Genomic DNA, 20,871 nt, shown 5'->3' on the forward strand with positions numbered 1-20,871 from the left:
TGGGAAGGGGAATGAAGCAGGAAGCCACGAAGTCTTTAGCTTCGGGGTAGTTCACCAAGTTTAATCAGGTAGTCCATTAGTTCTGGATGGTCTTTGAACACAATGTCTGCTTCCCGAAGTTTTGATGCATCAATGTAGGTGGGTATTCCCACACAAAAAAGACCGGCATTCTTGGCGGATTGAACTCCAAGAGGTGCATTCTCAACAACCAGACATTCGTTTTTTTCAAGAGCAAGCTTCTGAACTGCTCTATTGTATGGTTCCGGGTCAGGTTTGCCGTTCTGTACATCCTCGCCGGAGATGATGGCATCAAAAATTTCCGGATAGAACTTATCCATTAATGAGGTGACAATTGTTCTGTCAGCACCGGATGCAACGGCAAGTTTGAATTTACCCTTTAGGATATTAAGACACTCGTACATACCTTCAAAAATTTCTGCACGGTTATTCTTGAGGAAATGTTCCCTTTTCTTTTCCAGTATCGTGTCGTATATGTCCTGCTCTGGATTCCTGCCAGCTTTTTCAAAAAAGATATTTATGACTCCTACGTGGTTTGATCCTTCGATCTCATAGATCTCTTCCTCTGTGACTTCAATGCCAAAATCTTTAAAAACCTCAACCCATGCCTTTGCATGATATGGCATTGAGTTGACGAGCACTCCGTCAGAGTCAAAAATGATTCCTTTGAACATATGGCATTCTTACAGGTATTTTCTGATAAACATTGTGGACAAAGCAGCCAATTAGTGATATCGACAATGATTTATTCCAGTATATCGATTTTTAATTATGGACTCAAAAGATGATAAAGGTTCATTCAGGGTATGTCTTAACTGCGGATATCAGCGTGGTTTCCATGTTCATTTTAAGGAAATATCCGGTGGAAAAGCAAGGCTTGGACTCATATGCCCGAGTTGCGGGCAAAGTTACGATATAGGGTGGCTTACTGCAAACATCACGGAAATGCAACCTAAAATGGAAGATAGATATGGCGAACTGGACCATTAGATATTTTCCAGTTTCTCCATTTTTCTTTTGATACTTGAAGCATTATCGCTGTGCTTTTTAAGGATGCTTTCGAACTCATCCTTGCTGAGCTTGTTCTTTTTGTAGTCTTCTTCGATCTTTGCAATGACTGCAAGTTCTGCCTCGTATCTGTCCCTGAGTTCATCCATGTCCTCTGAATTTCCTTTCCTGTAGTATATGATTGCAGTGGCTATGATAATGACAACCAGTATTCCGGAGATTATGAATGGATTGATTGTGGTTTTAGAGGTCTCATGGTAGTTTTCCTCTTCAAGAGTGACCATGAATTCTGTGAACTGCGGGGCTGACCAGATATAGGATGTCTGGTTTGATTCACTCATGGATTCATCAGCTATGATGGGAGTACCGTCTGCTGAAGTAACAGCAGGCACTTCGTTTTCTCCATGATTGACAATGATTATGAGCCTTGAAACGGGATAACCGAAGACATTTTCTTCCCTGAGGACCTTGTTGAATGTAGTGACTTCTTCATGGCTGTGTACTGAATATCTGATTCCGTAAAGCAAAGGCATATTAGTGGAATTTGAAATATCTGGTGAGTTGAAGTAAAGTAAATTGCCATTCCTTGAGTAATTAACAGCCGTGCTGGCCACGGTTGCCATCATGTCTGTTGTTTGGAATTGCATAATATCAGCATTTTCAGGTATCCATAAAGCAAGTTCTTCACTTTTATTTTGCGAATCTGTTGAGTAAACTAAGGCTTCACCTGCAACAATGTAGTTATTCTCGTCGAATGATAATTCAATCAGGTGACTGTATTCTGAGATACCTGCCTGATGTGCGGGGGTAAGAACTGAAGATGAATTATTTGTAATATCCGGAGTATCTGACATTGCCAGGACAGGGTTCTGCAAAAAGAAACAGCAAATGCATAGTACCAGAAATGCAGGAATATATCTTAATATGTGACTTTTTGTCTTCATATCGTTGAAAGTTGTTTGCTTTTTCATTCTATCAAAGAAATAACTGTATAGCAAATAATAATATGCATTATATATCTCTTTATTCTGTTCGTTTTTCTGGAATTATTGTTGGCGTATATTTCTTTATATATAAGTGTTTTGTATTTTTGTGCAATCTTTCTTTTTATAAAAATAACATCAATATAATGCCGGAATAATCCTTCATAAATAATAATTCACATTAACAAACATTATATATAGGAACTTAAATTTAAGGTGACATGGATTCGTTTACAGCAATTACTCTAGCGGTTTTTTTGCCATTCATTTTGGCCGGTATATTGCCTGCCGTTGAAAAACTTCTAAAGGATAAAATAGGATGGTACGCGTCCGCAGTTGCATTTCTGAGTTTATTATTGGTTGCTCAGGCTGCACCGGAAATAATACACGGGGGAACTATTCAGAAATCCATTGAATGGATTCCTTCATTGGGTATAAACTTCTCTTTCTACGTTGATGGCCTGAGTGTCATGTTCGGTTTCATTGTATCTGGAATTGGTGTGATAATCATGTCATATTCCAACGGGTACATGTCAAAGAAAGAGGACCTTCCCAGATACTACCAGCAACTCCTCTTCTTCATGGGATCCATGCTTGGTATGGTATTCTCAGCAAACACAATTCAGTTATTCATTTTCTGGGAACTTACAAGTATCACATCATTCATGCTTATCGGGTACTGGCGAAACAGGCCCATGTCAGTATACGGTGCAACAAAATCATTGCTTATAACCGCAACAGGCGGTTTATTCATGCTCGCCGGATTTCTGGTGTTGCATGCTATTACCGGCACCTTTGACATTCCCACTATAATGCATAGCGAATCCATAAAAGAAATATTACATGGTCATGATCTCTTCCTGGCTGCACTTATTCTCATATTCATAGGTGCTGCTTCTAAATCAGCACAGGGTCCTTTCTACATTTGGCTTCCAAATGCTATGGAAGCTCCAACGCCGGTCAGTGCTTTCCTGCACTCTGCAACAATGGTCAAGGCCGGTATTTATCTAATTGCAAGGATACACCCCATATTCTCAGGTACTGAAGCCTGGTTCATCCTTGTAAGTGGTATTGGCATATTCACAATGCTTCTGGCAGGTTTCCTTGCGTTCAGGCAGACTGATATCAAGGGAATACTTGCATATTCCACCATAAGTCAGCTTGCTTATCTTATGACAATGTACGGTTACACTACACATCACGAACCTGGAATTGGTGTGGCTGCTGCAACTTTCCATCTTCTAAACCATGCAACCTTCAAGGCCTGTCTTTTCCTTGTAGCGGGTATAGTGGCACATGAAACTGCCACAAGGGACATCACGAAGATGGGTGGTTTACGCAAGGAGATGCCCATCACTTTTATCGTAGCTGTCATCGGAGCACTCTCTATGGCAGGAATACCGCCTTTGAACGGTTTCTTAAGTAAGGAGATGTTCTACGAGTCATCCGTTGAAATGGGACACCTTCTTGGAGGACCATGGAGTATACTCATCCCGGCACTTGCAGTGCTTGGCGGTGTGTTCACATTTGCTTATTCAATTAAACTTATAGACGGTATATTCCTTGGAAAGAGACCTTCAAAGGGATTACCTGACCATATACATGACCCTTCTATGATAATGCTTGCACCTGCTATTTTTCTAGCAGGCCTTATAATATTGTTCGGACTTGTACCTTCAATTCCGGTACATTATTTCGTTGGTCCTACAGTTTCAGGTATCCTTCTTGAGGAAACACATCTGCACGTTAAGCTCTGGCATGGAATTACCACACCATTGATAATGACAATCGTTACCTTTGCACTAGGTATCCTGACATACACACAGTATAGTAAGATAGCAGACTGGCAGGACAGGTTCAATGCAAGATTCCCATGGATAAGTGTCAACTACTATTATGATGCAACCGTGGAGAACGCAAAAAACATAACATCCAAATTCTCTAACAGGATGCAACCAGGTCCTGTGAAGAACTATGTGGTAGCACTCTTGTTACTTTTCATTGCAATGTTTGCAATACCTGTAATTTTGCTGGCATCAAGTCTGGTACCACATAACCTGAATTTCGATGTCCCTCTATACGAAAGTATCATCTTCTTATTCATGATAGTTTCAGCACTTGGAGCTGCATTACTCCCAAGGTACATACCTGCAATAATATCTCTTTCAGGCCTGGGCTACCTTGTAGCTCTCCTATTTATATATCTGCAGGCACCAGACCTTGCTCTAACACAGGTGCTGGTAGAAACACTTTCAACTATAATCTTCCTGCTGGCTATAGTAAAGATCCCACAGAAGTTCAGGGAGCATGTCCCGAGTACAACACTTGTCAGGGACCTTCTAATATCCGTGACAATAGCCGCAATAATATTCATTATGCTGATAAACGCAACACCGGGAATAGTCCCACCATTCGAGTCCCTTTCACATTACTTCGTCGAGAAGAGCCTTTCACTTGCAGGAGGTCACAACATTGTGAATGTAATAATTGTGGACTTCAGAGGATATGATACACTTGGTGAGATATCAGTTCTCTGTCTTGCAGCATTTGGTGTTTATAACCTGATTAACAGCAGGGGTGATGACGAATGACAACTCTGATTACAAAAACAATAACAAAGATATGTTTGCCTTTGGTCATCCTTTTTTCAATATCTCTCTTACTTGCGGGACACAACAACCCGGGAGGAGGATTCATTGGCGGTGTCCTGTTTGCCTCAGTGATAGCACTGACATATGTGGCATATGGTCTGGATTATATCAAATCATTCTTCGATCCCGATTGGGGTAACTGGTTTGGATTCGGCTTGCTGCTGGCTTCAGTCACAGCTTTTGGAGCAATTGCCTTTTCGCATAACTTCTTCAGGAGTGCAGTGGAATTTGTCCACCTGCCATTCTTCGGAGAGATCGAGCTGGTATCGGCAGGATTATTCGATATTGGTGTCTACTTCGTGGTAATTGGTGGACTGCTTTCCATTTTCAAAAACGTAGGTGATGATAAATGAACAATACACTGCTTTCCCTTACCATAGCTATACTGTTTGGTATCGGTACATTCCTCATCCTTCGTCGTGATATCGTCAGGCTGATCATAGGGTTGGGTGTACTTTCACACGCTGTCAACCTTCTGATTGTCTCAACAGGGGTATTTGACGGGACAAAGGTCCCTATCATTACAGATGATGGGGGACATGGGGCTGCTGAAGTAACCGGTACCATCTTTACTGATTCATTGTCACAGGGTATCCTTGCACCTGTGGTCGAAGCCGGTCATCAGGTACAGTATGTTGATCCTCTTGTACAGGCACTGGTACTCACGGCCATTGTTATCAGTCTGGCAACAACTGCGTTTATACTGATACTTGCATACCGTATTTATGAGGAATATGGAACAACTGATATCAGGGAACTCAGGAGGCTCTGGGGATGATATCGCTGGAAACTCACCTTCCCATAATACTGATAGCAACGCCCATACTTATGGCTTCTATCATGGTGCTTTTAAGAAAGTATCCTGGAATCCAGAAAGTGCTGAGTGTTTCTGTTTCATTCATACTCGCAATATTAAGTGTATTCTTGTTACTGCAGGTCTGGTCTGGAGGTATACAGGCCTATGAAGTAGGAGAATGGGGCAAATATGGTATCATACTGGTTGCCGACCTGCTGAGTTCTGGAATGGTTGTATTGACATCGTTTGTATCATTTCTGGCACTCGTATACTCACTTGATTATATAGAAGAGAAGTCACTGAACGCATCATATTATCCGCTATTTAGTCTGCTTGTGGCAGGACTAAATGGTTCTTTCCTCACAGGTGACATATTCAATCTCTTCGTATTCTTTGAGATTCTCTTGCTCTCATCCTGCGGACTTGTAATAGCCAACGAGAAAGGTGGAGTTACAAAAAGCTCTGACAAGATGGAAGCCACATTCAAGTATCTTGTACTGAACATGGTAAGCTCTATTGTGATGCTTATTGCAGTAGCTTCTCTTTATGCCACAACAGGTACATTGAACATGGCAGACATCTCTGTTAAGCTAAGCGCAATGAGTGCAGCAGGAACACTTCCATGGCATGTGTTCGCGATTGCCCTGATGTTTGTCGTGGTATTCGGTAACAAGGCTGCAATTTTCCCGCTTCACTACTGGCTTCCTGATGTGCACCCAACCGCACCGTCTCCGATAAGCGCAATGCTTAGTGGTGTGCTGATAAAGGTAGGTGCGTACGGAATGCTCAGGGTATTCTTCCTTATATTTATTGACACGCTTTACATATTTAAGCCAGTGATTATTTATCTTGCACTAGCAACTATCGTTGTAGGAGCAATATCAGCTGTGGCACAGACTGATGTAAAACGTCTTCTGGCTTATTCAAGTGTCAGTCAGATAGGATATGTTTTCCTGGGTATCGGTTTTGGTAGTGTATATGGTCTCACAGCAGCGCTTGTATATCTTGTTAATCACGCAATCGCAAAGTCAATGCTTTTCCTGATCTCCGGTGGAATAATACATCACGCAGGTACAAGGGATATGAGAAAGATGGGTGGAATGGTTGACAGTGCACCATTTATGTCGCTTATGTTCCTTACCGGTGCAATGTCCATTGCAGGACTGCCTCCAATGGGTGGGTTCATAGCCAAATTACAGCTCTTTGATGCGGGTATCAGTGAGCAATATTACTTTGCGATAGCTATTGCACTTATATTTGCAGTATTCACTTTGTTCTACATGTTCAGGGCAATGCTGCTTATGTTCTGGGGCGAGAAAAGAGATGTTAGTGAATATGGGGAATATTCCTCACATGGTAATTCCCTGATGATAGCTCTTCCAATTTTCGTTCTTGCATTATTGATCGTTGTTTTCGGACTTTATGCAGAACCCCTGGTTTCCCTTGCAAATGCAACAGCAAACCAGATACTAGATCCACAGGCGTATATTGATGCTGTAATGACGAGGGTGGTAAGATGAAGAGATATATTGCCTATTCAGCTATACTCGGTCTTGTATGGTGTTTTGTTCACGGTACTGTAAATGTGAACAACTTCGTGCTGGGAGTTATCATTGCACCATTCATTATCAGGCCTTTCAAGACCCTGTTCCCCTTTGACCAGGATTTCTCCTTTGTTAATGCGATAAAGAAGATACCGGCACAGATCACGTTCCTGTACGTGCTTATCAAGGAGATCATAAAGGCAAACGTTATGGTGGCAAAGATAGTATTGCAGCCAAAGATAGACATCAAACCGGGTATTATTGCAGTACCAATAGACTCCAAGACAGATCTTGGTATTACTGCTATTGCAAACACAATTACCCTTACACCCGGAACACTGACCATCGATGTATCTGATGACAGGTCTATCCTATACGTACACGCTATAGATGCAACTGATCCGGAAGGTGTAGCCCAGTCCATAAAGGATGACCTGGAAAAATACACAATGGAGGCATTCGAATGAACCTGCTTGAATATTCACTTATCTTCATGGTGATCACTTTTATACCCTGTATCTACAGGGTTATTAAAGGACCAACCATTCCTGACAGGGTCGTGGCCCTGGATGCAATGACAACAGTCATTGTTGTCATGCTCGGTATCTACTCATTTGTAAAAGAGTCAGTTTTCTTCATGGATGTGGCACTTGTTCTTGCTATTATATCCTTCGTTGGAACGGTCACAATTGCAAAGTATCTTGATGAAGGGGTGGTATTTTGAGTACAGTTTCAATGGCTCTGGAAATGCTGAGCAACGGTATTCTTATTATAGGACTTTTCTTTGTGTTCCTTGCAATGCTTGGACTTGCACGTCTTCCTGATGTGTATAACAGGTTGCATGCAACCACTAAGATAGGAACACTGGGTGCATTTAGTGTCATGCTCAGTATACTGCTTAAAGTGGGCTTTTCCCCCATGGGTGTAAAGGCAATTACGGTGGCACTTTTCATTCTGATCACATCTCCTGTGGCAGCTCATATGATAAGTCGTGCAGCTCACCGTCATGGGGTAGGTCTCTGCAAGGAGTCTGTAATTGATGAATATGGTAAAGCATGCTCAGCTGCGTGCTCAGTAGATGAGGATGAGTAAATTTAATAATATAGGTTCCAGTGAGGGTACTGGGACTACTCTTTTTTATAAAATTAGATTAAAATCACATCGCAGCGATATGTTTAGTCGTGTGCTACAATATGTTTTCCCATTAACCAGAATTCCGACTTCCTTTATTGTAAACGTGAGCGGGCAGGGGAGTGGGGGTTAGTGTGGGAGTGGGGTTAAAAATAGGCCCGCTCACAGCGTGAATAGAAGAAATAATCATATATAAGTATTGTCTTTATCGGAGTATCAGTCTAAATATGTGTCGTATCAGGATAAAATATAAATCCATCTAACTTCATTGTCATATTAAAATTATATGTATTGATGTCATATGTGAACAAAAAAACTTATGAGCTTAATCATCTAATATGGCTTTACTCTATTGTATTGTCTGTAAAAAACACACTTTTAATACAATATCAGTTTTTAATACAACAGGGTTATGAATAAAAACACAAGAGTATTTCATGTAAACGGAAAAGCTCATGAAGAGCAGATACGTGAAGCTGCCCGGATATTGAAGGAAGGTGGGCTTGTTGCTTTCCCGACTGAAACAGTCTATGGGCTTGGGGCTGATGCTCTTAATGAAAAAGCTGTAATGCAGATATTTGAGGCAAAGGGCAGGCCTGCTGATAATCCGCTTATAGTTCATGTAGATTCCAGGGAAAATTGCATGAAGCTTGTCAGAAACATACCAGAAAAAGCATTATTACTGATGGATGAATTCTGGCCAGGTCCTCTGACTATAATAATGAAAAGAAAGGAAATAGTTCCCGATGTTACTACGGGAGGACTGGATACTGTAGCGGTCAGAATTCCTGAGAATAGTGTTGCCATAGCATTAATAAAATATTCAGGGAAACCTATTGCTGCTCCCAGTGCTAATCTATCAGGAAAACCTAGTCCTACAACTGCAGGTCATGTATTACGTGATCTTTCCGGAAGGATCGATGCAATCATTGACGGCGGGGACGTTACCATTGGGCTTGAATCTACAGTTATTGACATGACTTCTGAAGTTCCTGCAATATTAAGGCCTGGGAAAGTAAGTAAAGAAGAGATTGAGGGTTGCATTGGGGAAGTAAAAATAGGGTATGATGACAAAGTTCACCCGGAAAGTGAAACTGTCCGCTCTCCCGGGATGAAATATACTCATTATTCTCCTGAATCTAATGTTGTTCTGGTTGAAGGAGAACATGATCCAGTAGTTTCCAGAACAAAAGAACTGATTGCTGATTTTAATCTGAGAAATGCTAAAATAGGACTCTTGCTTACAGAAGAAAGTAGATCCAGCTTTCCGGGAATTTTATCATATTCCCTTGGTAATAAAAATGAACCTGAGCAGGCAGCAAAGAATTTATTTTTTGGACTTCGATATCTTGATGAACAAAAAGTTGATATTATAATTGTAGATGGCTCTTTCAGGAAGGATGGGATCGGAATGGCTGTTTTTAACAGGGTACGTAAGGCTGCTGATATGATAATTAAGGTATAGTGATTTTATGAGTAATAACAAGAAACAGATCATCCACGAAAGGCAAAAGAATATTGCTATTATCCGCCGCAACAAACAACTGCTCAAGGTCAATGTATTGATTCTCAGTATAGGTCTTGCACTTTCTTACCTGGGATATGATGGCATAGGAGAACCTGTAATATGGCTAGGTATCATCATATTTGGTTACACGACGTTTACAAGTATGGTGGCTAAAAAGCAGTTAAAACAATAATTATAAACTAAAATTGTGTAATTTTGACTAATATGATTTACTAAACAATATTAAGCAAACGAGTTTAGGAAATTGCCATGTAACTGGGTTTATCATGTTGGAGTAAGAAGACCACCGTTTTCAAACTCCCATTAAATCTGAGATTTAATGGGAGTTTCATTTCTTCGAAATGAAACAGGTGGATGAATTACGTCTATTCTACAAAATATGTTTTTGTTTAACTTAACACAAGCCATACATGATGTTAAGCACATATAAAAGTGTGTATGTCAAAAGCCTACAAATATAGAATGCATCCTACAAAAGAGCAGGAAGAAATGTTCTTTCAACACTTCGGTTCATGTAGGTTTGTCTATAATTGGGTTTTAGAGCAGAAAATAAAAACCTATGAACAGGACGGAAAATCAGTATCTAGGTTCACTTTGAATACTATGATAACAAAGTTGAAAGAAGAACACGAATGGTTGAAGGATATTAATTCACAATCATTGCAGGGTGCTACACTTAACCTTGAAAATGCATTCACTAAGTTTTTCAGAGAGAAGAAAGGATTTCCAAAATTCAAATCACGTAGGAATCCAGTACAATCCTTTTCAGTTCCACAATTCTATAAAATGAATTACGATAATAACAAAGTAAAATTACCTAAAATTGGATGGATAAATACAAAAATACATCGTAGATTTACTGGAATCGGAAAAACTGCCAATGTATCCAGAACACCGACTGGAAAATTCTATATAAGTATTCTTGTTGATGATGAACAGGAGCTGCCTGTTAAACCCATCTTTAACGAAAAAGTGACTGTTGGTATTGATGTAGGTATCAAAGACTTTGCAGTTCTCTCCAACGGGGAGAAAATAGAGAATCCTAAATATCTCAGACATTCAACGAAAAGCCTTGCATTTCTTCAAAGAAGATTATCAAAAAAACAAAAAGGTTCAAAGAACAAGGCAAAGGCTAGATTCGCAGTATCAAAACTTCATGAGAAAATAAGTAATCAACGACATGATTTTCAACATACGTTATCCACTAAGCTCATAAGCGAGAATCAAGCGGTAGCATTGGAAACTTTAAACATTAGCGGTATGTTAAAAAATCATTGTCTTGCACAAAGCATAGTAGATGCTTCATGGAGTTCTTTCGTAAATAAACTTGAATATAAAGTCGAATGGTATGGAAAAACCATTCTTCGTATTGGTCAATTTGAGCCATCTACAAAAATCTGTAATGTGTGCGGATTTCATAACGGAAAATTAACACTTGCAGACAGAGAATGGAAATGTCCTGATTGTAATACCAATCATAACAGAGATATTAATGCCGCTATCAATATCAAAAAATTTGCTCTTAATAAGCAAAACTTAATCGGAATTTAGCACCGTAGGAACTACGGAAAGAGCTTGTGGACTTACTGACAGTGGTTAGGAGAATGAAGCAGGAAGCCACCCTATTCATAGGATGGTAGTTCACATCTTTACATGGTATTGAATTTAATGCTATTTTTTCAAATCTCAATAACTTTTTAACCGATAACCCATATAATAAAGCAAGATTTTCATGAACTTTAAGTGTCATGGATGTTGATATCATAAAAAGGAGGCCATATTATGCTGGAGATCAATAATCTAACAGTTGAAATCGGCGGCCGAAGGATACTGAAAGGTGTCGACCTTAATGTCGAAGCCGGTTACACTAATGTTCTTTTCGGACCAAACGGAGCAGGTAAATCTGCACTTCTGATGACCTTGATGGGTTTTAGCGGTTATAATGTTGTAGAAGGAGAAATTATTTTCAAAGGAGAAGACATAACCAACATGTCGGTCTATGAAAGGGCGCAGATGGGTATGGGTATCATGACGCAGAGACCTCCTAATATGAGCGGTGTCAAACTTTATGACCTCCTGAATGTGATTTCAAATGACATGAAAGATACGGAAGTTCTTGCTGAAACCCTGGATATGGTCAGGTTCTTTGAAAGGGATGTCAATGTAGGTTTCTCCGGTGGGGAGATCAAGAGATCAGAGCTTCTCCAGCTTTCTGCACAGAATCCGGATTTTATTCTTCTTGATGAACCAGAGTCTGGTGTTGACCTTGTAAGCATTGAACAGATTGGTAATACCATCAATGAACTCCTGCAGAAAGACTGTAAATGTGCAGGCGACAGGTGTAAAAATGGCAAATCTGCATTGGTTATCACACATACAGGTCAGGTCATGGACTATATCCAGGCTGATAGAGGATACATTCTATGTAACGGAACAGTCATGTGTTCAGGAAACCCCCGTGAAATGCTGACAGAGATAAAGGAACAGGGATATGAGGAGTGTATCAAATGCAAGCTGATGAAGATATGAGGAAGAGGGCAGAAGCAGCTCTTAAGAAGACTGCCGAATACGGTGAGGATTTCGATCTTGATGAATACGGGCTTGCATCTGAGGAAGCAGAACAAACTGCTGATCTCGAAGAACTCAGCGAAGAAGATCAGAGAACACTCCTGAATGTGGGATTCACACCTTCCGAAGATAACAGGGCTGGCAGTTTCATTATGCTTAACAATGCTGTTACGCATTCATCCCTGCGTGACAAGGATGTTGTGGAACTGATGTCTCTGCGTGATGCTATGAAAACTCATGAATGGGTTAAGGATTATTCATGGAAGCTTGTGAAGCCTGATACGGATAAGTATACTGCAATGAGTTATCTGCAGGATGCAAACGGTTATTTCATCAGGGCTCCTGCAGGCAAGAAATCAAAGATGCCTGTGCAGACATGCCTGCTCATAGGTTCAAAGGATGTATCCCAAACTGTTCACAATATTGTTATTGTTGAAGAGGGAGCTGAACTTGATGTTATTACAGGTTGCTCTACAAAACATGGTATCGAAAAGGGTCTTCATCTTGGTATCTCCGAAATGTATGTGAAAAAGGGTGCAACACTTAATTTCACAATGATACACAACTGGGGTGAAGAGATAGGCGTCAGACCAAGAACTGTTGTCCATGTGGAAGAAGGTGGCTCATACATCAGTAACTATATAACCCTGAAACCGGTGAAATCAGTTCAGGCATATCCGACCGTTCTCCTTGAAGGCAAGGGTGCCTTTACAAGGTTGAATACTATAGCTGTGGCACATCCGGGTTCAGAGCTTGACCTTGGAAGCAGGGTGATATTTAATGCAGAGGACACTAAGGCTGAGCTTATATCCAGGACAATTACCACAGGTGGCAAGGCTATTGCCCGTGGTGAGATGATAGGCAACGCAAATAATGCCAAAGGACATCTTGAATGCCACGGACTTGTGCTTGGTGGCGGAATGCAGAGGGCCATTCCTATTCTAGAGGCAAATGTTGAGGATATCGAACTGTCACACGAGGCTGCTGTGGGAAGAATTGCACGGGAGCAGATCGAATATCTAATGGCAAGAGGTCTTGCTGAAGAAGATGCTGTGGGCATGATTGTAAGAGGCTTCCTTGATGTTGGTATACAGGGCATTCCAGATGAGCTGAAAGCTGATATCGATGCTACAATTGCAAAGATTGGAGAGAATGCGATCTGATATTAATCTCAAATTTTATTTATTTTAATAACAAACAATTATCTGAGGGAGAATGAATGAATCAAAAATATGCAGCAATATTTCTTGTTGTTATTATGTTAATGTCTGTTTTTTCATACTTCGTTGCCAGCTTTATAGGAGATTCCAACAACGATGATGTAAATAATGGTACACAAGACATGACTGACCTGCAGACACAACTGGCAAACGCACCAAAATTTGATACGATTGCAGGAACACACTTTAATTCCACTATGAGCTCTGTTTCAGACGGACTTGCGTTCAGTCCGGATGGTATGGAATATGCTATATACAATGATTATTCTAGGACGTACGGGACACCGCTTCAGGATTATAATGTGAGTGACCTGTACATGTATTACAATACAATGACAGTCAGCAGGTTCTCAGCATATAACATCACAGGTAATTATGGATTTGAAGCACACATGTTAAACCCTGAGGTTGTGAACTTTAATTATACAATAACTGATTCTTACAATGGTTACTCTCTTATGTTCAGGGGTACAGGCATTTATAGTGTAATTGGAACTCCAGCACTTATAAGTGACAGGGATACTATTGAGGATGTTATAGATGTTGCATCAGGCACAAGTCCTGCATCGGATGATTTCACTGAAATACTGAGTTATGTGGATTCAGGAGCTGAATACCAGATAGTGACCTCTACAGATCCACTTGCAGACCAGCATTACATAGAGTACAGAAATATGGATGATGGGAACTACTCCAGGACTGAGATATTCCTTAATCCACAGGACAGTACGGTTGCTACTATTTCAGGACTTGAAGCTAATAGTACTGAAAGAGGTCTGACCTACAATACCAGTACATTTGAAGATGGAAAGATTGTAAAGGTTGTTGTCACAACCAATACAACAAATTTCATAAATCTTGTAACAGAACAGTACTATTAAATAAGAGATGAGATACGCTCTCATCTTTTTTGTTTTTCCTGCCACAAGGTTTATACCTGAACAGGTTATTGAATGACTCCAATTGCGTATTCTGCAATATCTTATAGATGCAAATACAGTAATTTACAGCCGTTACTTTGGCATATAACTTTGTGTCAGTGAATTTATTGATAAACATTGTTACAATCGTAATTGGTCAAATTAGCCGGTGTTTCCGGCATACAATGAATAATGAAAAACCATGAGTACACAGCCATGGTTTCGAAGGAGAAAATAATATGGCAGCTAAATTTGATGTTCCAGAAGAACTCGTTAATAAAGCACTCGAGAGTGTTGAACTTGCAAGAGACACAGGCAAATTGAAGAAGGGAATCAATGAAGTGACAAAAGCTATAGAGAGAGGCATTACAAAGCTTGCAGTAATTGCAGAAGATGTCGATCCTGCTGAAGTCATTGCACACATTGCACCTCTCTGTGAAGAGAAGAACACTGCATACATTTATGTGAAGGAGCAGAAAGAGCTCGGTGCAGCTTGTGGAATCGGTGTTGCTTGCTCAGCTGTCGCTATTATTGACGCTGGTAAGGGCGGAGAACTTGTTGAAGACATTGCACAGAAAGTAAGTGCACTTAAATAATTCAGATACGTGAGGTATCGCTATGGCAGATGAAGATACAGGCTATGCGGCTGAGGTCATCGATGTTATCGGTAATACCGGTATGCATGGTGAAGCCAGCCAGATCCAGTGCCGCGTGCTTGAAGGGCGCGATAAGGGCCGTATAATCACCCGTAATTGTGTTGGTCCTATAAGAATCGGTGACATCATGATGTTGATCGAAACTTCCAGAGAGGCCAAGAAACTTACTACCAGATGAGGTGACTAGAATGGAACAAAGGAAATGTTCTTTTTGCGGTGAATTCCTTGAGCCAGGAACAGGTAAGCTCTTTGTAAAGAAAGATGGTTCTACCTATTATTTCTGCTCATCAAAATGTGAAAGCAATTTCAAACTTGGAAGATTACCAAGGCGTACAGTCTGGACCGAACAGGGCAGAATATACTTGAAGAAAGCATAATTGGGTGTTCTCAATGGAACAGACATATATTATGATCAAACCCGACGCATTACAGCGTAGTTTGATGGGCGAGATCATTTCAAGAATAGAGAAACGTGGTCTCAAGATCGCAGCCATGAGACTTGGTGTCATGAGTGAGGAGAGTGCAAAAGAGCACTACAAAGAACATGCTGAAAGGCCTTTCTTTGCTTCACTTATTGAGTATGTGACATCCGGTCCATCAGTATCCCTGGTTGTGGAAGGAAAGAATTCTATTGCTATTATGCGTGCAGTGAACGGTGCAACAAATCCTGTAGATGCCCTTCCGGGTACCATTAGGGGTGACTTTGCAATCGAGACTGGCAGGAATGTAGTACATGCTTCCGATTCAACAGAATCCGCACAGCGTGAGATAGCTATCCACTTCAAGGATTCAGAAATAGTTAACTATTCAAAGATCGATGAGGTATGTCTCTACGAGTAAGTAGGGACATTCGGGATATTTGTAATTGATTACAAATATCCTGGTATCCTTTACCACAAATTATTTTCCAATCAGTTAAATATCTCTGAAGAGGCTTGTGCATGGCTGTAAATGAAGATCTACGTACACCAATAGTTTCTGTGATGGGACATGTCGATCACGGAAAAACGACTTTGCTTGATATGATCAGGGGAAGTGCTGTTGCCGAAGGAGAGGCAGGTGCCATTACTCAGCACATAGGTGCAACTGAGGTTCCGATTGACAATATTGTCAGTAAATGTGGGGATCCGTCGCTTAAAGATAGGTTTATTGTCCCGGGGCTTTTGTTCATTGACACGCCCGGACATCATGCATTCACTTCCCTGAGAAGCAGGGGTGGCGCACTTGCAGACCTTGCTATTGTGATAGTTGACGTCAATGAGGGATTTATGCCTCAGACGATTGAAAGCCTTCACATACTTAAGAGATTCAAGACTCCTTTTGTAGTTGTTGCAAATAAGATCGACAGGATACACGGTTGGGAGCCCCATAAGAATTCACCTTTCATTGCTACGTACAACAAGCAGAGTGAACGTGTCAGGAATGATCTTGACAACAAATTCTATGAAATTGTTGGCGAACTGTACAATCTTGGATTCAATTCTGAAAGATATGACCGGGTCAATGACTTCCAGCGCAATATAGGTGTTATCCCGATTAGTGCGGTAACTGGCGAGGGTGTTGCTGATGTTCTCATGGTCCTTCTCGGACTTGCTCAAAAATTCCTGGAGGGAAGCCTGCATTATACTGCAAAGAGCCCCGGGGTAGGTACAGTTCTTGAAGTGAAAGAGGAGAAAGGTCTTGGAACAACTATTGATACTATACTTTATGATGGAACCATCAAAAAAGGTGACATTATAGTTGTGGGAAGTCTTGGCGACCCTATCCAGACAAAAATAAGGGCACTATTGAAACCACGTCCGCTTTCAGAGATCAAAGCTGAGGAAAGATTCCAGCAGGTATCTGAAGTCACAGCTGCGGTTGGTGTGAAGATATCGGCTCCGAATCTTGAAGGTGCACTTGCAGGAGCTCCTGTAAGGGTTGTAAGCCCGGAGACCATCGACGCTATTACTGCAGAAGTAAAAAGCGAGATTGCAGATGTCCAGATAGATACCGATTCTGTTGGTGTCACAATTAAAGCTGATACCATAGGCTCTCTTGAAGCTCTTGTAAATGAGCTCAAAAAAGAAGAGATCCCTATAAGAAAAGCACATGTAGGTGACGTCAGCCACAGGGATATTGTGGAAGTTTCAGCAATTGAGGATCCATTCTATTCGGTCATTATCGGATTCAACGTAAAGGTTCTCCCTGATGCAAAAGAAAAGCTCCAGACTGCCGAAGTAACACTTTTCAGGAACGATGTGATATATCGTCTGATAGATGATTACAAGGACTGGGCAAAAAAGCAGAAGGAACTTGCGGAGAAGGAGATATCCGACACCATTATCAAACCAGGAAGATTCCAGATCATGCCTGATTGTATATTCCGCCAAAGCAAGCCAGCTGTTGTTGGTGTTAAGATCGTTAGCGGAACGGTGAGGACCAACGTAGATGTGGTAAACACAAATGGTGAAGTCGTTGGTAAGGTCAAAGGTCTCCAGCTGCGGGGTGAGAACATCTCTGAGGCAAAGATTGGCATGGAAGTTGCAATGGCTCTTGAAGGACCAACGGTTGGAAGGCAGATAAAGGAAGAGGATACACTTTTTGTGAATGTCCCGGAAAGACATGCAAAGAGGATAGAACATGATATTTACGACTCAATGACGGCAGATGAATTAGAAGCACTTGATGCGTTCCTTGCCATTAAAAGAAGGGACAATCCTTTCTGGGCAAAATAATGCGAATGCATAATTCATTTTGGCAGATCATAACAAACAGGAACAATAAAAACCAATAAGGAGGAAAATATATGGCAGACTTTAAAGTAGTGGTTGCAGATCCTAAGACAAAATCATACCAGTTTGATGTCGCAGGCGCTGAAGCCAACAAGTTCATTGGGAAATCAATCGGGGAAACCATAGATGGGTCAACCGTCGGTTTAGCAGGATATACTCTGAAAATAACCGGAGGAAGCGACAAGAGCGGACTGGTCATGAGACCAGATCTCCCTGGGCCAAGAAGGCAGAGAATACTTGTTGCAGCCGGAATAGGCTATTCACCGGTAGCAAAAGGAGTACGCCGCAGAAAGATGATGCGCGGGAAAGAAATCGCACCAGACATCGTCCAGATAAACACTGTTGTTACAGAATATGGTGCTAAGACCATAGAAAAGATCCTTGGCGGCGACGAAGAGCCAGCTGAGGAAGTTGAAGCAGCAGCAGAAGAGTGAGTTTCTCACTCTCTGATTACTTTTTTACTTATTTTTGATTCCTGGATATCGGGATGTCCTGAATCCCACATCGATTATCTTCTTCATGGATAGCATCGTGACGATGAATTTTTGTGTTCCCTCTGTATCAAGACCTGCCATTTCAGCTACATCCGATGCATTGAAAGTTTTATCCTGTTCGATAAGAGGGATTATCTCGTTCTCAAGAGGTACATATGTTTCCATATCATGCCATATACTGAGCCTGTCAGCATTTTTCGCATAAGTTCTCTGAATGAGTTTTTGAACTGAATTATAAACGTCATCCAGCTTTGATTATGCATTTAAATCCATTTTGAGTGTAACATCTATAATTATCAATTAGATGTTTTATGATTTAACAATGAGCCTATTTCAAAACGTCTCTTGAATCTTTTTCCAACACAACATAAAACATGCAATATCTAATAGCCCCTTGAAAACCACGTTAAGTCTTTCATATCTACTTGTTATTCTTCTAAATCCCATCTTCAGCCAGGCAAAGAATCGTTCTATAGTTCCTCTTTTACGATATGAATCATACTCAAATCTAGTAGGTCTTCCTCTTTTTGGATTTTTCTGATTCCTGATATTAACAGGAATGTTACTTTTGATCGCCCTTTGTCTCAAGTATTTCCTGATTTGCCTATCGTCATAAGCAGAATCTGCAAGTACTTCCAATGGTCTTGTTCTTGGTTTTCCAGTAGTTTTGACCTTGATACTTTCCATGACCTCAACAAAATGTTGTCTGTCATGTGTCTTTCCAGAAGCTATTTGGATGGTCAAAGGAAAACCTTCACAACTTACACAAACATGTATTTTTATTCCATTCCTTTTTTTGTGACCATTGTATGCGGAATCTTGTCCCCTTTTTTAGTTTCAATGAAGCTGCTATCAACACATACAATATCCATAGAGAACTTACCTTTCTGGTAAGCGGAATCCCGAAGGGATTCCATAATCTCATTCCACACTCCTTCTTCTGACCATCTTTTCAGCCTTCTCCATGCAGTTGCCTGAGAACCATAAATAGCTGGCATATCTCCCCATCTGCAACCAGTTATTAGAACAAAGAGAATGCCATTGATGACCTTACGGTCATCAGCTCTCTTCCTTCCAGTTATTGGTTGTGGTGGTAAATGTAGTCGAATAAATTTCCATTGTTCATCAGAAAGTTCCCTGAATTCCATTAATATCCCCATAATAAAATTCGACGAAGTAGTATTTATAGTTTTGATATAGGTTCAATTAGTAAGCAGTACTTTTCAGGCAACGCCGTGTGTTCCAAGATCAATAGGTTCTTTCTGGAAAACGACATCATTAACTTCAAAGGAATAATTGAGGTTCCCAAGATCTATCCTGCCGGAGTTAACTGGTTTTATAACAAGGGATACATATCCGGATGAATAAGGCTGGATGGCAGGGATACAAACATTTGGCTTATGGCATTCTATAAAGGAAGTGAAACAGCTATTGAAACAAACGTTGGATATAACTTCACTAGATTTGTTCCCTACATGGATGCCTATTGTGTTTCCTACTTCGCTGTATAGTATCTCTGGCATATTGATTTTGATATCGATTTCAGGTATCTGTATATAGTGTTCACCAAAAGCTACATCTCCTATCATACAACTGTTTCCTTCTATCTCAAACATCACATCAAAATGTCCAAGGTCAGGCATACCTCCAATAGTTGGTGTAACTTCATGTAGTACCTCATAAGATGATCCCGGCAACAGTGTCGTTGTCTCGGAAAATGCTGTGTCGTAGTTAAAACCTTTTGCAAAAAAGCATTTTACATGAAGTTTATCCAGATTTCTATTTGAATAGTTTTTCATTCGTATTGATAATGCAGAACTGTGACCGAATTTAAAAGGTTCATGGAGTTCAAAATCCAGGGCCAGATATGAATGAACACTATTGACATTTCCAAAAAAGATCGGTGGTTTCTGGTGTTCGTGGTTACTTATCTCAAAGTAAAGTTCATAGTAACCCATGGATAAACTTCCTGCTACAAGTGGAACAAAAGAAAAAGAAGCAGTTAAAGAAGACACGGGTTCAAGGGAACCAAGATTTAAAACCGGCTTATCACAGCGTATTGTTGCAGGGAATACTGCTCTTATCCATATATTTTCAATTGGTTTTTCTGTAGGATTATTCAATCTTAAATAGAGAAAGTTACTGAATCCCATTTCAGCAGGTTCGGTAAATTTATACTCGATATTTACAGAGTCAACAAGTTGCATTTCTTTTACTCTTCTTCTTTCAATGCCGACGTTTTTCTCATAGGTCCAGAAAACATGTATAGGAGCATAAAGAAGAATGATATATACTGGTGCACTGGCAATGTATATCGGGTCAGGTCTTTCGCTGACGGAAAGTATGCGGGTCACAGCAAAAAAAGAAGTGACCACTATCCATAAAAAAACATAAAACTGAAAAAACAGTCCGCTTCTGCCGCCTGCCTCATTCTGCAGGGAGTAGACAATTGCTTTTACAATACCATCCAGAGGTCCCAGTTTCATATGACCCACCTTCAAAGGGATATCTAATTAGTTATAATTATCTTATGCAATTCAGGTTATAAATATATTAGTTATAATATTAACTATTCGATTA

General features: G+C 40.5%; 26 protein-coding genes. 20 read left to right on the forward strand and 6 right to left on the reverse strand.

Features of this window, described 5'->3' with window-relative positions; genetic code table 11:
* Window positions 1-35: 35 nt before the first annotated feature.
* The gene (locus QZZ23_RS04800; RefSeq protein ID WP_292467319.1) at window positions 36-692 is read right to left on the reverse strand and encodes an HAD family phosphatase; all 657 of its coding nucleotides are present in this window, start codon (window positions 690-692) and stop codon (window positions 36-38) included.
* A gap of 97 nt (window positions 693-789) precedes the next feature.
* On the opposite strand from QZZ23_RS04800, the gene QZZ23_RS04805 reads away from it, so the two are divergent.
* Window positions 790-1,008 carry a hypothetical protein gene (locus QZZ23_RS04805; protein WP_292467321.1) on the forward strand — a complete coding sequence of 73 codons (219 nt, stop codon included), beginning with the start codon at window positions 790-792 and terminating at the stop codon, window positions 1,006-1,008.
* Here the strand turns inward: QZZ23_RS04805 and QZZ23_RS04810 are convergent.
* A complete protein-coding gene (locus QZZ23_RS04810) occupies window positions 1,005-1,901 on the reverse strand; it encodes a hypothetical protein (RefSeq protein WP_292467323.1) in 897 nt (298 codons plus the stop codon). The two genes, QZZ23_RS04805 and QZZ23_RS04810, sit on opposite strands and share 4 nt — an antisense overlap.
* Window positions 1,902-2,230: 329 nt before the next feature.
* Here QZZ23_RS04810 and mbhE point away from each other — a divergent pair, with 329 nt between their 5' ends.
* From mbhE to QZZ23_RS04905, 19 genes are all read left to right on the forward strand, one after another.
* The gene (mbhE, locus tag QZZ23_RS04815) at window positions 2,231-4,600 is read left to right on the forward strand and encodes a hydrogen gas-evolving membrane-bound hydrogenase subunit E (protein ID WP_292467325.1); all 2,370 of its coding nucleotides are present in this window, start codon (window positions 2,231-2,233) and stop codon (window positions 4,598-4,600) included.
* Complete coding sequence (locus tag QZZ23_RS04820; protein WP_292467327.1) at window positions 4,597-5,013, forward strand: monovalent cation/H+ antiporter subunit B; 417 nt, start codon at window positions 4,597-4,599, stop codon at window positions 5,011-5,013. Before mbhE ends, QZZ23_RS04820 begins: the two co-directional genes overlap by 4 nt.
* Window positions 5,010-5,438 carry an NADH-quinone oxidoreductase subunit K gene (locus QZZ23_RS04825; protein WP_292467329.1) on the forward strand — a complete coding sequence of 143 codons (429 nt, stop codon included), beginning with the start codon at window positions 5,010-5,012 and terminating at the stop codon, window positions 5,436-5,438. The genes QZZ23_RS04820 and QZZ23_RS04825 overlap by 4 nt, the downstream gene beginning before the upstream one ends.
* Window positions 5,435-6,976: an NADH-quinone oxidoreductase subunit M gene (locus QZZ23_RS04830; RefSeq protein ID WP_292467331.1), complete on the forward strand. Its 1,542-nt coding sequence runs from the start codon at window positions 5,435-5,437 to the stop codon at window positions 6,974-6,976. The genes QZZ23_RS04825 and QZZ23_RS04830 overlap by 4 nt, the downstream gene beginning before the upstream one ends.
* Window positions 6,973-7,467 carry a Na+/H+ antiporter subunit E gene (locus QZZ23_RS04835; protein ID WP_292467333.1) on the forward strand — a complete coding sequence of 165 codons (495 nt, stop codon included), beginning with the start codon at window positions 6,973-6,975 and terminating at the stop codon, window positions 7,465-7,467. The genes QZZ23_RS04830 and QZZ23_RS04835 overlap by 4 nt, the downstream gene beginning before the upstream one ends.
* Window positions 7,464-7,724 (forward strand): cation:proton antiporter, encoded by a 261-nt coding sequence (locus QZZ23_RS04840; RefSeq protein ID WP_292467335.1) that lies wholly within the window; start codon window positions 7,464-7,466, stop codon window positions 7,722-7,724. Before QZZ23_RS04835 ends, QZZ23_RS04840 begins: the two co-directional genes overlap by 4 nt.
* An 11-nt stretch (window positions 7,725-7,735) precedes the next feature.
* Window positions 7,736-8,092, forward strand: coding sequence for a monovalent cation/H(+) antiporter subunit G (mnhG, locus tag QZZ23_RS04845; protein WP_292467428.1), 357 nt, complete (start codon window positions 7,736-7,738; stop codon window positions 8,090-8,092).
* Between the two features lie 451 nt (window positions 8,093-8,543).
* Window positions 8,544-9,596 (forward strand): L-threonylcarbamoyladenylate synthase, encoded by a 1,053-nt coding sequence (locus QZZ23_RS04850; protein ID WP_292467338.1) that lies wholly within the window; start codon window positions 8,544-8,546, stop codon window positions 9,594-9,596.
* Window positions 9,597-9,603: 7 nt separating this feature from the next.
* Window positions 9,604-9,831, forward strand: coding sequence for a hypothetical protein (locus tag QZZ23_RS04855; RefSeq protein WP_292467340.1), 228 nt, complete (start codon window positions 9,604-9,606; stop codon window positions 9,829-9,831).
* 266 nt (window positions 9,832-10,097) lie between these two features.
* Window positions 10,098-11,210, forward strand: a complete 1,113-nt coding sequence (gene tnpB / locus QZZ23_RS04860) for an IS200/IS605 family element RNA-guided endonuclease TnpB (RefSeq protein ID WP_292467343.1) — start codon at window positions 10,098-10,100, stop codon at window positions 11,208-11,210.
* Window positions 11,211-11,441: 231 nt separating this feature from the next.
* Window positions 11,442-12,188 carry an ABC transporter ATP-binding protein gene (locus tag QZZ23_RS04865; protein ID WP_292467345.1) on the forward strand — a complete coding sequence of 249 codons (747 nt, stop codon included), beginning with the start codon at window positions 11,442-11,444 and terminating at the stop codon, window positions 12,186-12,188.
* On the forward strand, window positions 12,167-13,390 hold the full coding sequence (locus QZZ23_RS04870; protein ID WP_292467347.1) for a SufD family Fe-S cluster assembly protein: 1,224 nt from the start codon (window positions 12,167-12,169) through the stop codon (window positions 13,388-13,390). The genes QZZ23_RS04865 and QZZ23_RS04870 overlap by 22 nt, the downstream gene beginning before the upstream one ends.
* A 56-nt stretch (window positions 13,391-13,446) precedes the next feature.
* Window positions 13,447-14,328 carry a hypothetical protein gene (locus tag QZZ23_RS04875; RefSeq protein WP_292467348.1) on the forward strand — a complete coding sequence of 294 codons (882 nt, stop codon included), beginning with the start codon at window positions 13,447-13,449 and terminating at the stop codon, window positions 14,326-14,328.
* 278 nt (window positions 14,329-14,606) lie between these two features.
* Window positions 14,607-14,963 (forward strand): 50S ribosomal protein L7Ae, encoded by a 357-nt coding sequence (rpl7ae, locus tag QZZ23_RS04880; protein WP_292467350.1) that lies wholly within the window; start codon window positions 14,607-14,609, stop codon window positions 14,961-14,963.
* Between the two features lie 22 nt (window positions 14,964-14,985).
* Window positions 14,986-15,201 (forward strand): 30S ribosomal protein S28e, encoded by a 216-nt coding sequence (locus QZZ23_RS04885; protein WP_094228185.1) that lies wholly within the window; start codon window positions 14,986-14,988, stop codon window positions 15,199-15,201.
* A gap of 10 nt (window positions 15,202-15,211) precedes the next feature.
* Window positions 15,212-15,400 (forward strand): 50S ribosomal protein L24e, encoded by a 189-nt coding sequence (locus tag QZZ23_RS04890; protein ID WP_292467353.1) that lies wholly within the window; start codon window positions 15,212-15,214, stop codon window positions 15,398-15,400.
* 13 nt (window positions 15,401-15,413) lie between these two features.
* The gene (gene ndk / locus QZZ23_RS04895) at window positions 15,414-15,863 is read left to right on the forward strand and encodes a nucleoside-diphosphate kinase (RefSeq protein ID WP_292467355.1); all 450 of its coding nucleotides are present in this window, start codon (window positions 15,414-15,416) and stop codon (window positions 15,861-15,863) included.
* Between the two features lie 101 nt (window positions 15,864-15,964).
* The gene (gene infB / locus QZZ23_RS04900; RefSeq protein ID WP_292467356.1) at window positions 15,965-17,740 is read left to right on the forward strand and encodes a translation initiation factor IF-2; all 1,776 of its coding nucleotides are present in this window, start codon (window positions 15,965-15,967) and stop codon (window positions 17,738-17,740) included.
* Between the two features lie 71 nt (window positions 17,741-17,811).
* Window positions 17,812-18,231 carry a 30S ribosomal protein S6e gene (locus QZZ23_RS04905; protein WP_292467357.1) on the forward strand — a complete coding sequence of 140 codons (420 nt, stop codon included), beginning with the start codon at window positions 17,812-17,814 and terminating at the stop codon, window positions 18,229-18,231.
* Window positions 18,232-18,255: 24 nt separating this feature from the next.
* Here the strand turns inward: QZZ23_RS04905 and QZZ23_RS04910 are convergent, their stop codons facing one another.
* From QZZ23_RS04910 to QZZ23_RS04925, 4 genes are all read right to left on the reverse strand, one after another.
* Window positions 18,256-18,456 (reverse strand): hypothetical protein, encoded by a 201-nt coding sequence (locus tag QZZ23_RS04910; protein ID WP_292467359.1) that lies wholly within the window; start codon window positions 18,454-18,456, stop codon window positions 18,256-18,258.
* A gap of 168 nt (window positions 18,457-18,624) precedes the next feature.
* Entirely contained in the window at window positions 18,625-19,074 is a 450-nt protein-coding gene (locus tag QZZ23_RS04915) for a transposase (RefSeq protein WP_366931317.1), read from the reverse strand.
* Window positions 19,071-19,439 carry a transposase gene (locus QZZ23_RS04920; RefSeq protein ID WP_292467360.1) on the reverse strand — a complete coding sequence of 123 codons (369 nt, stop codon included), beginning with the start codon at window positions 19,437-19,439 and terminating at the stop codon, window positions 19,071-19,073. The genes QZZ23_RS04915 and QZZ23_RS04920 overlap by 4 nt, the downstream gene beginning before the upstream one ends.
* A gap of 75 nt (window positions 19,440-19,514) precedes the next feature.
* Entirely contained in the window at window positions 19,515-20,777 is a 1,263-nt protein-coding gene (locus QZZ23_RS04925; RefSeq protein ID WP_292467361.1) for a hypothetical protein, read from the reverse strand.
* Window positions 20,778-20,871: the final 94 nt, after the last annotated feature.

Source organism: Methanolobus sp. (assembly GCF_016278385.1).
GTDB lineage: Archaea > Halobacteriota > Methanosarcinia > Methanosarcinales > Methanosarcinaceae > Methanolobus.

Bases quoted from the DNA above. Each gene is read 5' to 3' on its own strand.
- QZZ23_RS04800 (WP_292467319.1), bottom strand. From the start codon at position 692: ATGTTCAAAGGAATCATTTTTGACTCTGACGGAGTGCTCGTCAACTCA.
- QZZ23_RS04805 (WP_292467321.1), top strand. From the start codon at position 790: ATGGACTCAAAAGATGATAAAGGTTCATTCAGGGTATGTCTTAACTGC.
- mbhE (WP_292467325.1), top strand. From the start codon at position 2,231: ATGGATTCGTTTACAGCAATTACTCTAGCGGTTTTTTTGCCATTCATT.
- QZZ23_RS04820 (WP_292467327.1), top strand. From the start codon at position 4,597: ATGACAACTCTGATTACAAAAACAATAACAAAGATATGTTTGCCTTTG.
- QZZ23_RS04825 (WP_292467329.1), top strand. From the start codon at position 5,010: ATGAACAATACACTGCTTTCCCTTACCATAGCTATACTGTTTGGTATC.
- QZZ23_RS04830 (WP_292467331.1), top strand. From the start codon at position 5,435: ATGATATCGCTGGAAACTCACCTTCCCATAATACTGATAGCAACGCCC.
- QZZ23_RS04835 (WP_292467333.1), top strand. From the start codon at position 6,973: ATGAAGAGATATATTGCCTATTCAGCTATACTCGGTCTTGTATGGTGT.
- QZZ23_RS04840 (WP_292467335.1), top strand. From the start codon at position 7,464: ATGAACCTGCTTGAATATTCACTTATCTTCATGGTGATCACTTTTATA.
- mnhG (WP_292467428.1), top strand. From the start codon at position 7,736: ATGGCTCTGGAAATGCTGAGCAACGGTATTCTTATTATAGGACTTTTC.
- QZZ23_RS04850 (WP_292467338.1), top strand. From the start codon at position 8,544: ATGAATAAAAACACAAGAGTATTTCATGTAAACGGAAAAGCTCATGAA.
- QZZ23_RS04855 (WP_292467340.1), top strand. From the start codon at position 9,604: ATGAGTAATAACAAGAAACAGATCATCCACGAAAGGCAAAAGAATATT.
- tnpB (WP_292467343.1), top strand. From the start codon at position 10,098: ATGTCAAAAGCCTACAAATATAGAATGCATCCTACAAAAGAGCAGGAA.
- QZZ23_RS04865 (WP_292467345.1), top strand. From the start codon at position 11,442: ATGCTGGAGATCAATAATCTAACAGTTGAAATCGGCGGCCGAAGGATA.
- QZZ23_RS04870 (WP_292467347.1), top strand. From the start codon at position 12,167: ATGCAAGCTGATGAAGATATGAGGAAGAGGGCAGAAGCAGCTCTTAAG.
- QZZ23_RS04875 (WP_292467348.1), top strand. From the start codon at position 13,447: ATGAATCAAAAATATGCAGCAATATTTCTTGTTGTTATTATGTTAATG.
- rpl7ae (WP_292467350.1), top strand. From the start codon at position 14,607: ATGGCAGCTAAATTTGATGTTCCAGAAGAACTCGTTAATAAAGCACTC.
- QZZ23_RS04885 (WP_094228185.1), top strand. From the start codon at position 14,986: ATGGCAGATGAAGATACAGGCTATGCGGCTGAGGTCATCGATGTTATC.
- QZZ23_RS04890 (WP_292467353.1), top strand. From the start codon at position 15,212: ATGGAACAAAGGAAATGTTCTTTTTGCGGTGAATTCCTTGAGCCAGGA.
- ndk (WP_292467355.1), top strand. From the start codon at position 15,414: ATGGAACAGACATATATTATGATCAAACCCGACGCATTACAGCGTAGT.
- infB (WP_292467356.1), top strand. From the start codon at position 15,965: ATGGCTGTAAATGAAGATCTACGTACACCAATAGTTTCTGTGATGGGA.
- QZZ23_RS04905 (WP_292467357.1), top strand. From the start codon at position 17,812: ATGGCAGACTTTAAAGTAGTGGTTGCAGATCCTAAGACAAAATCATAC.
- QZZ23_RS04910 (WP_292467359.1), bottom strand. From the start codon at position 18,456: ATGGAAACATATGTACCTCTTGAGAACGAGATAATCCCTCTTATCGAA.
- QZZ23_RS04920 (WP_292467360.1), bottom strand. From the start codon at position 19,439: ATGGAATTCAGGGAACTTTCTGATGAACAATGGAAATTTATTCGACTA.
- QZZ23_RS04925 (WP_292467361.1), bottom strand. From the start codon at position 20,777: ATGAAACTGGGACCTCTGGATGGTATTGTAAAAGCAATTGTCTACTCC.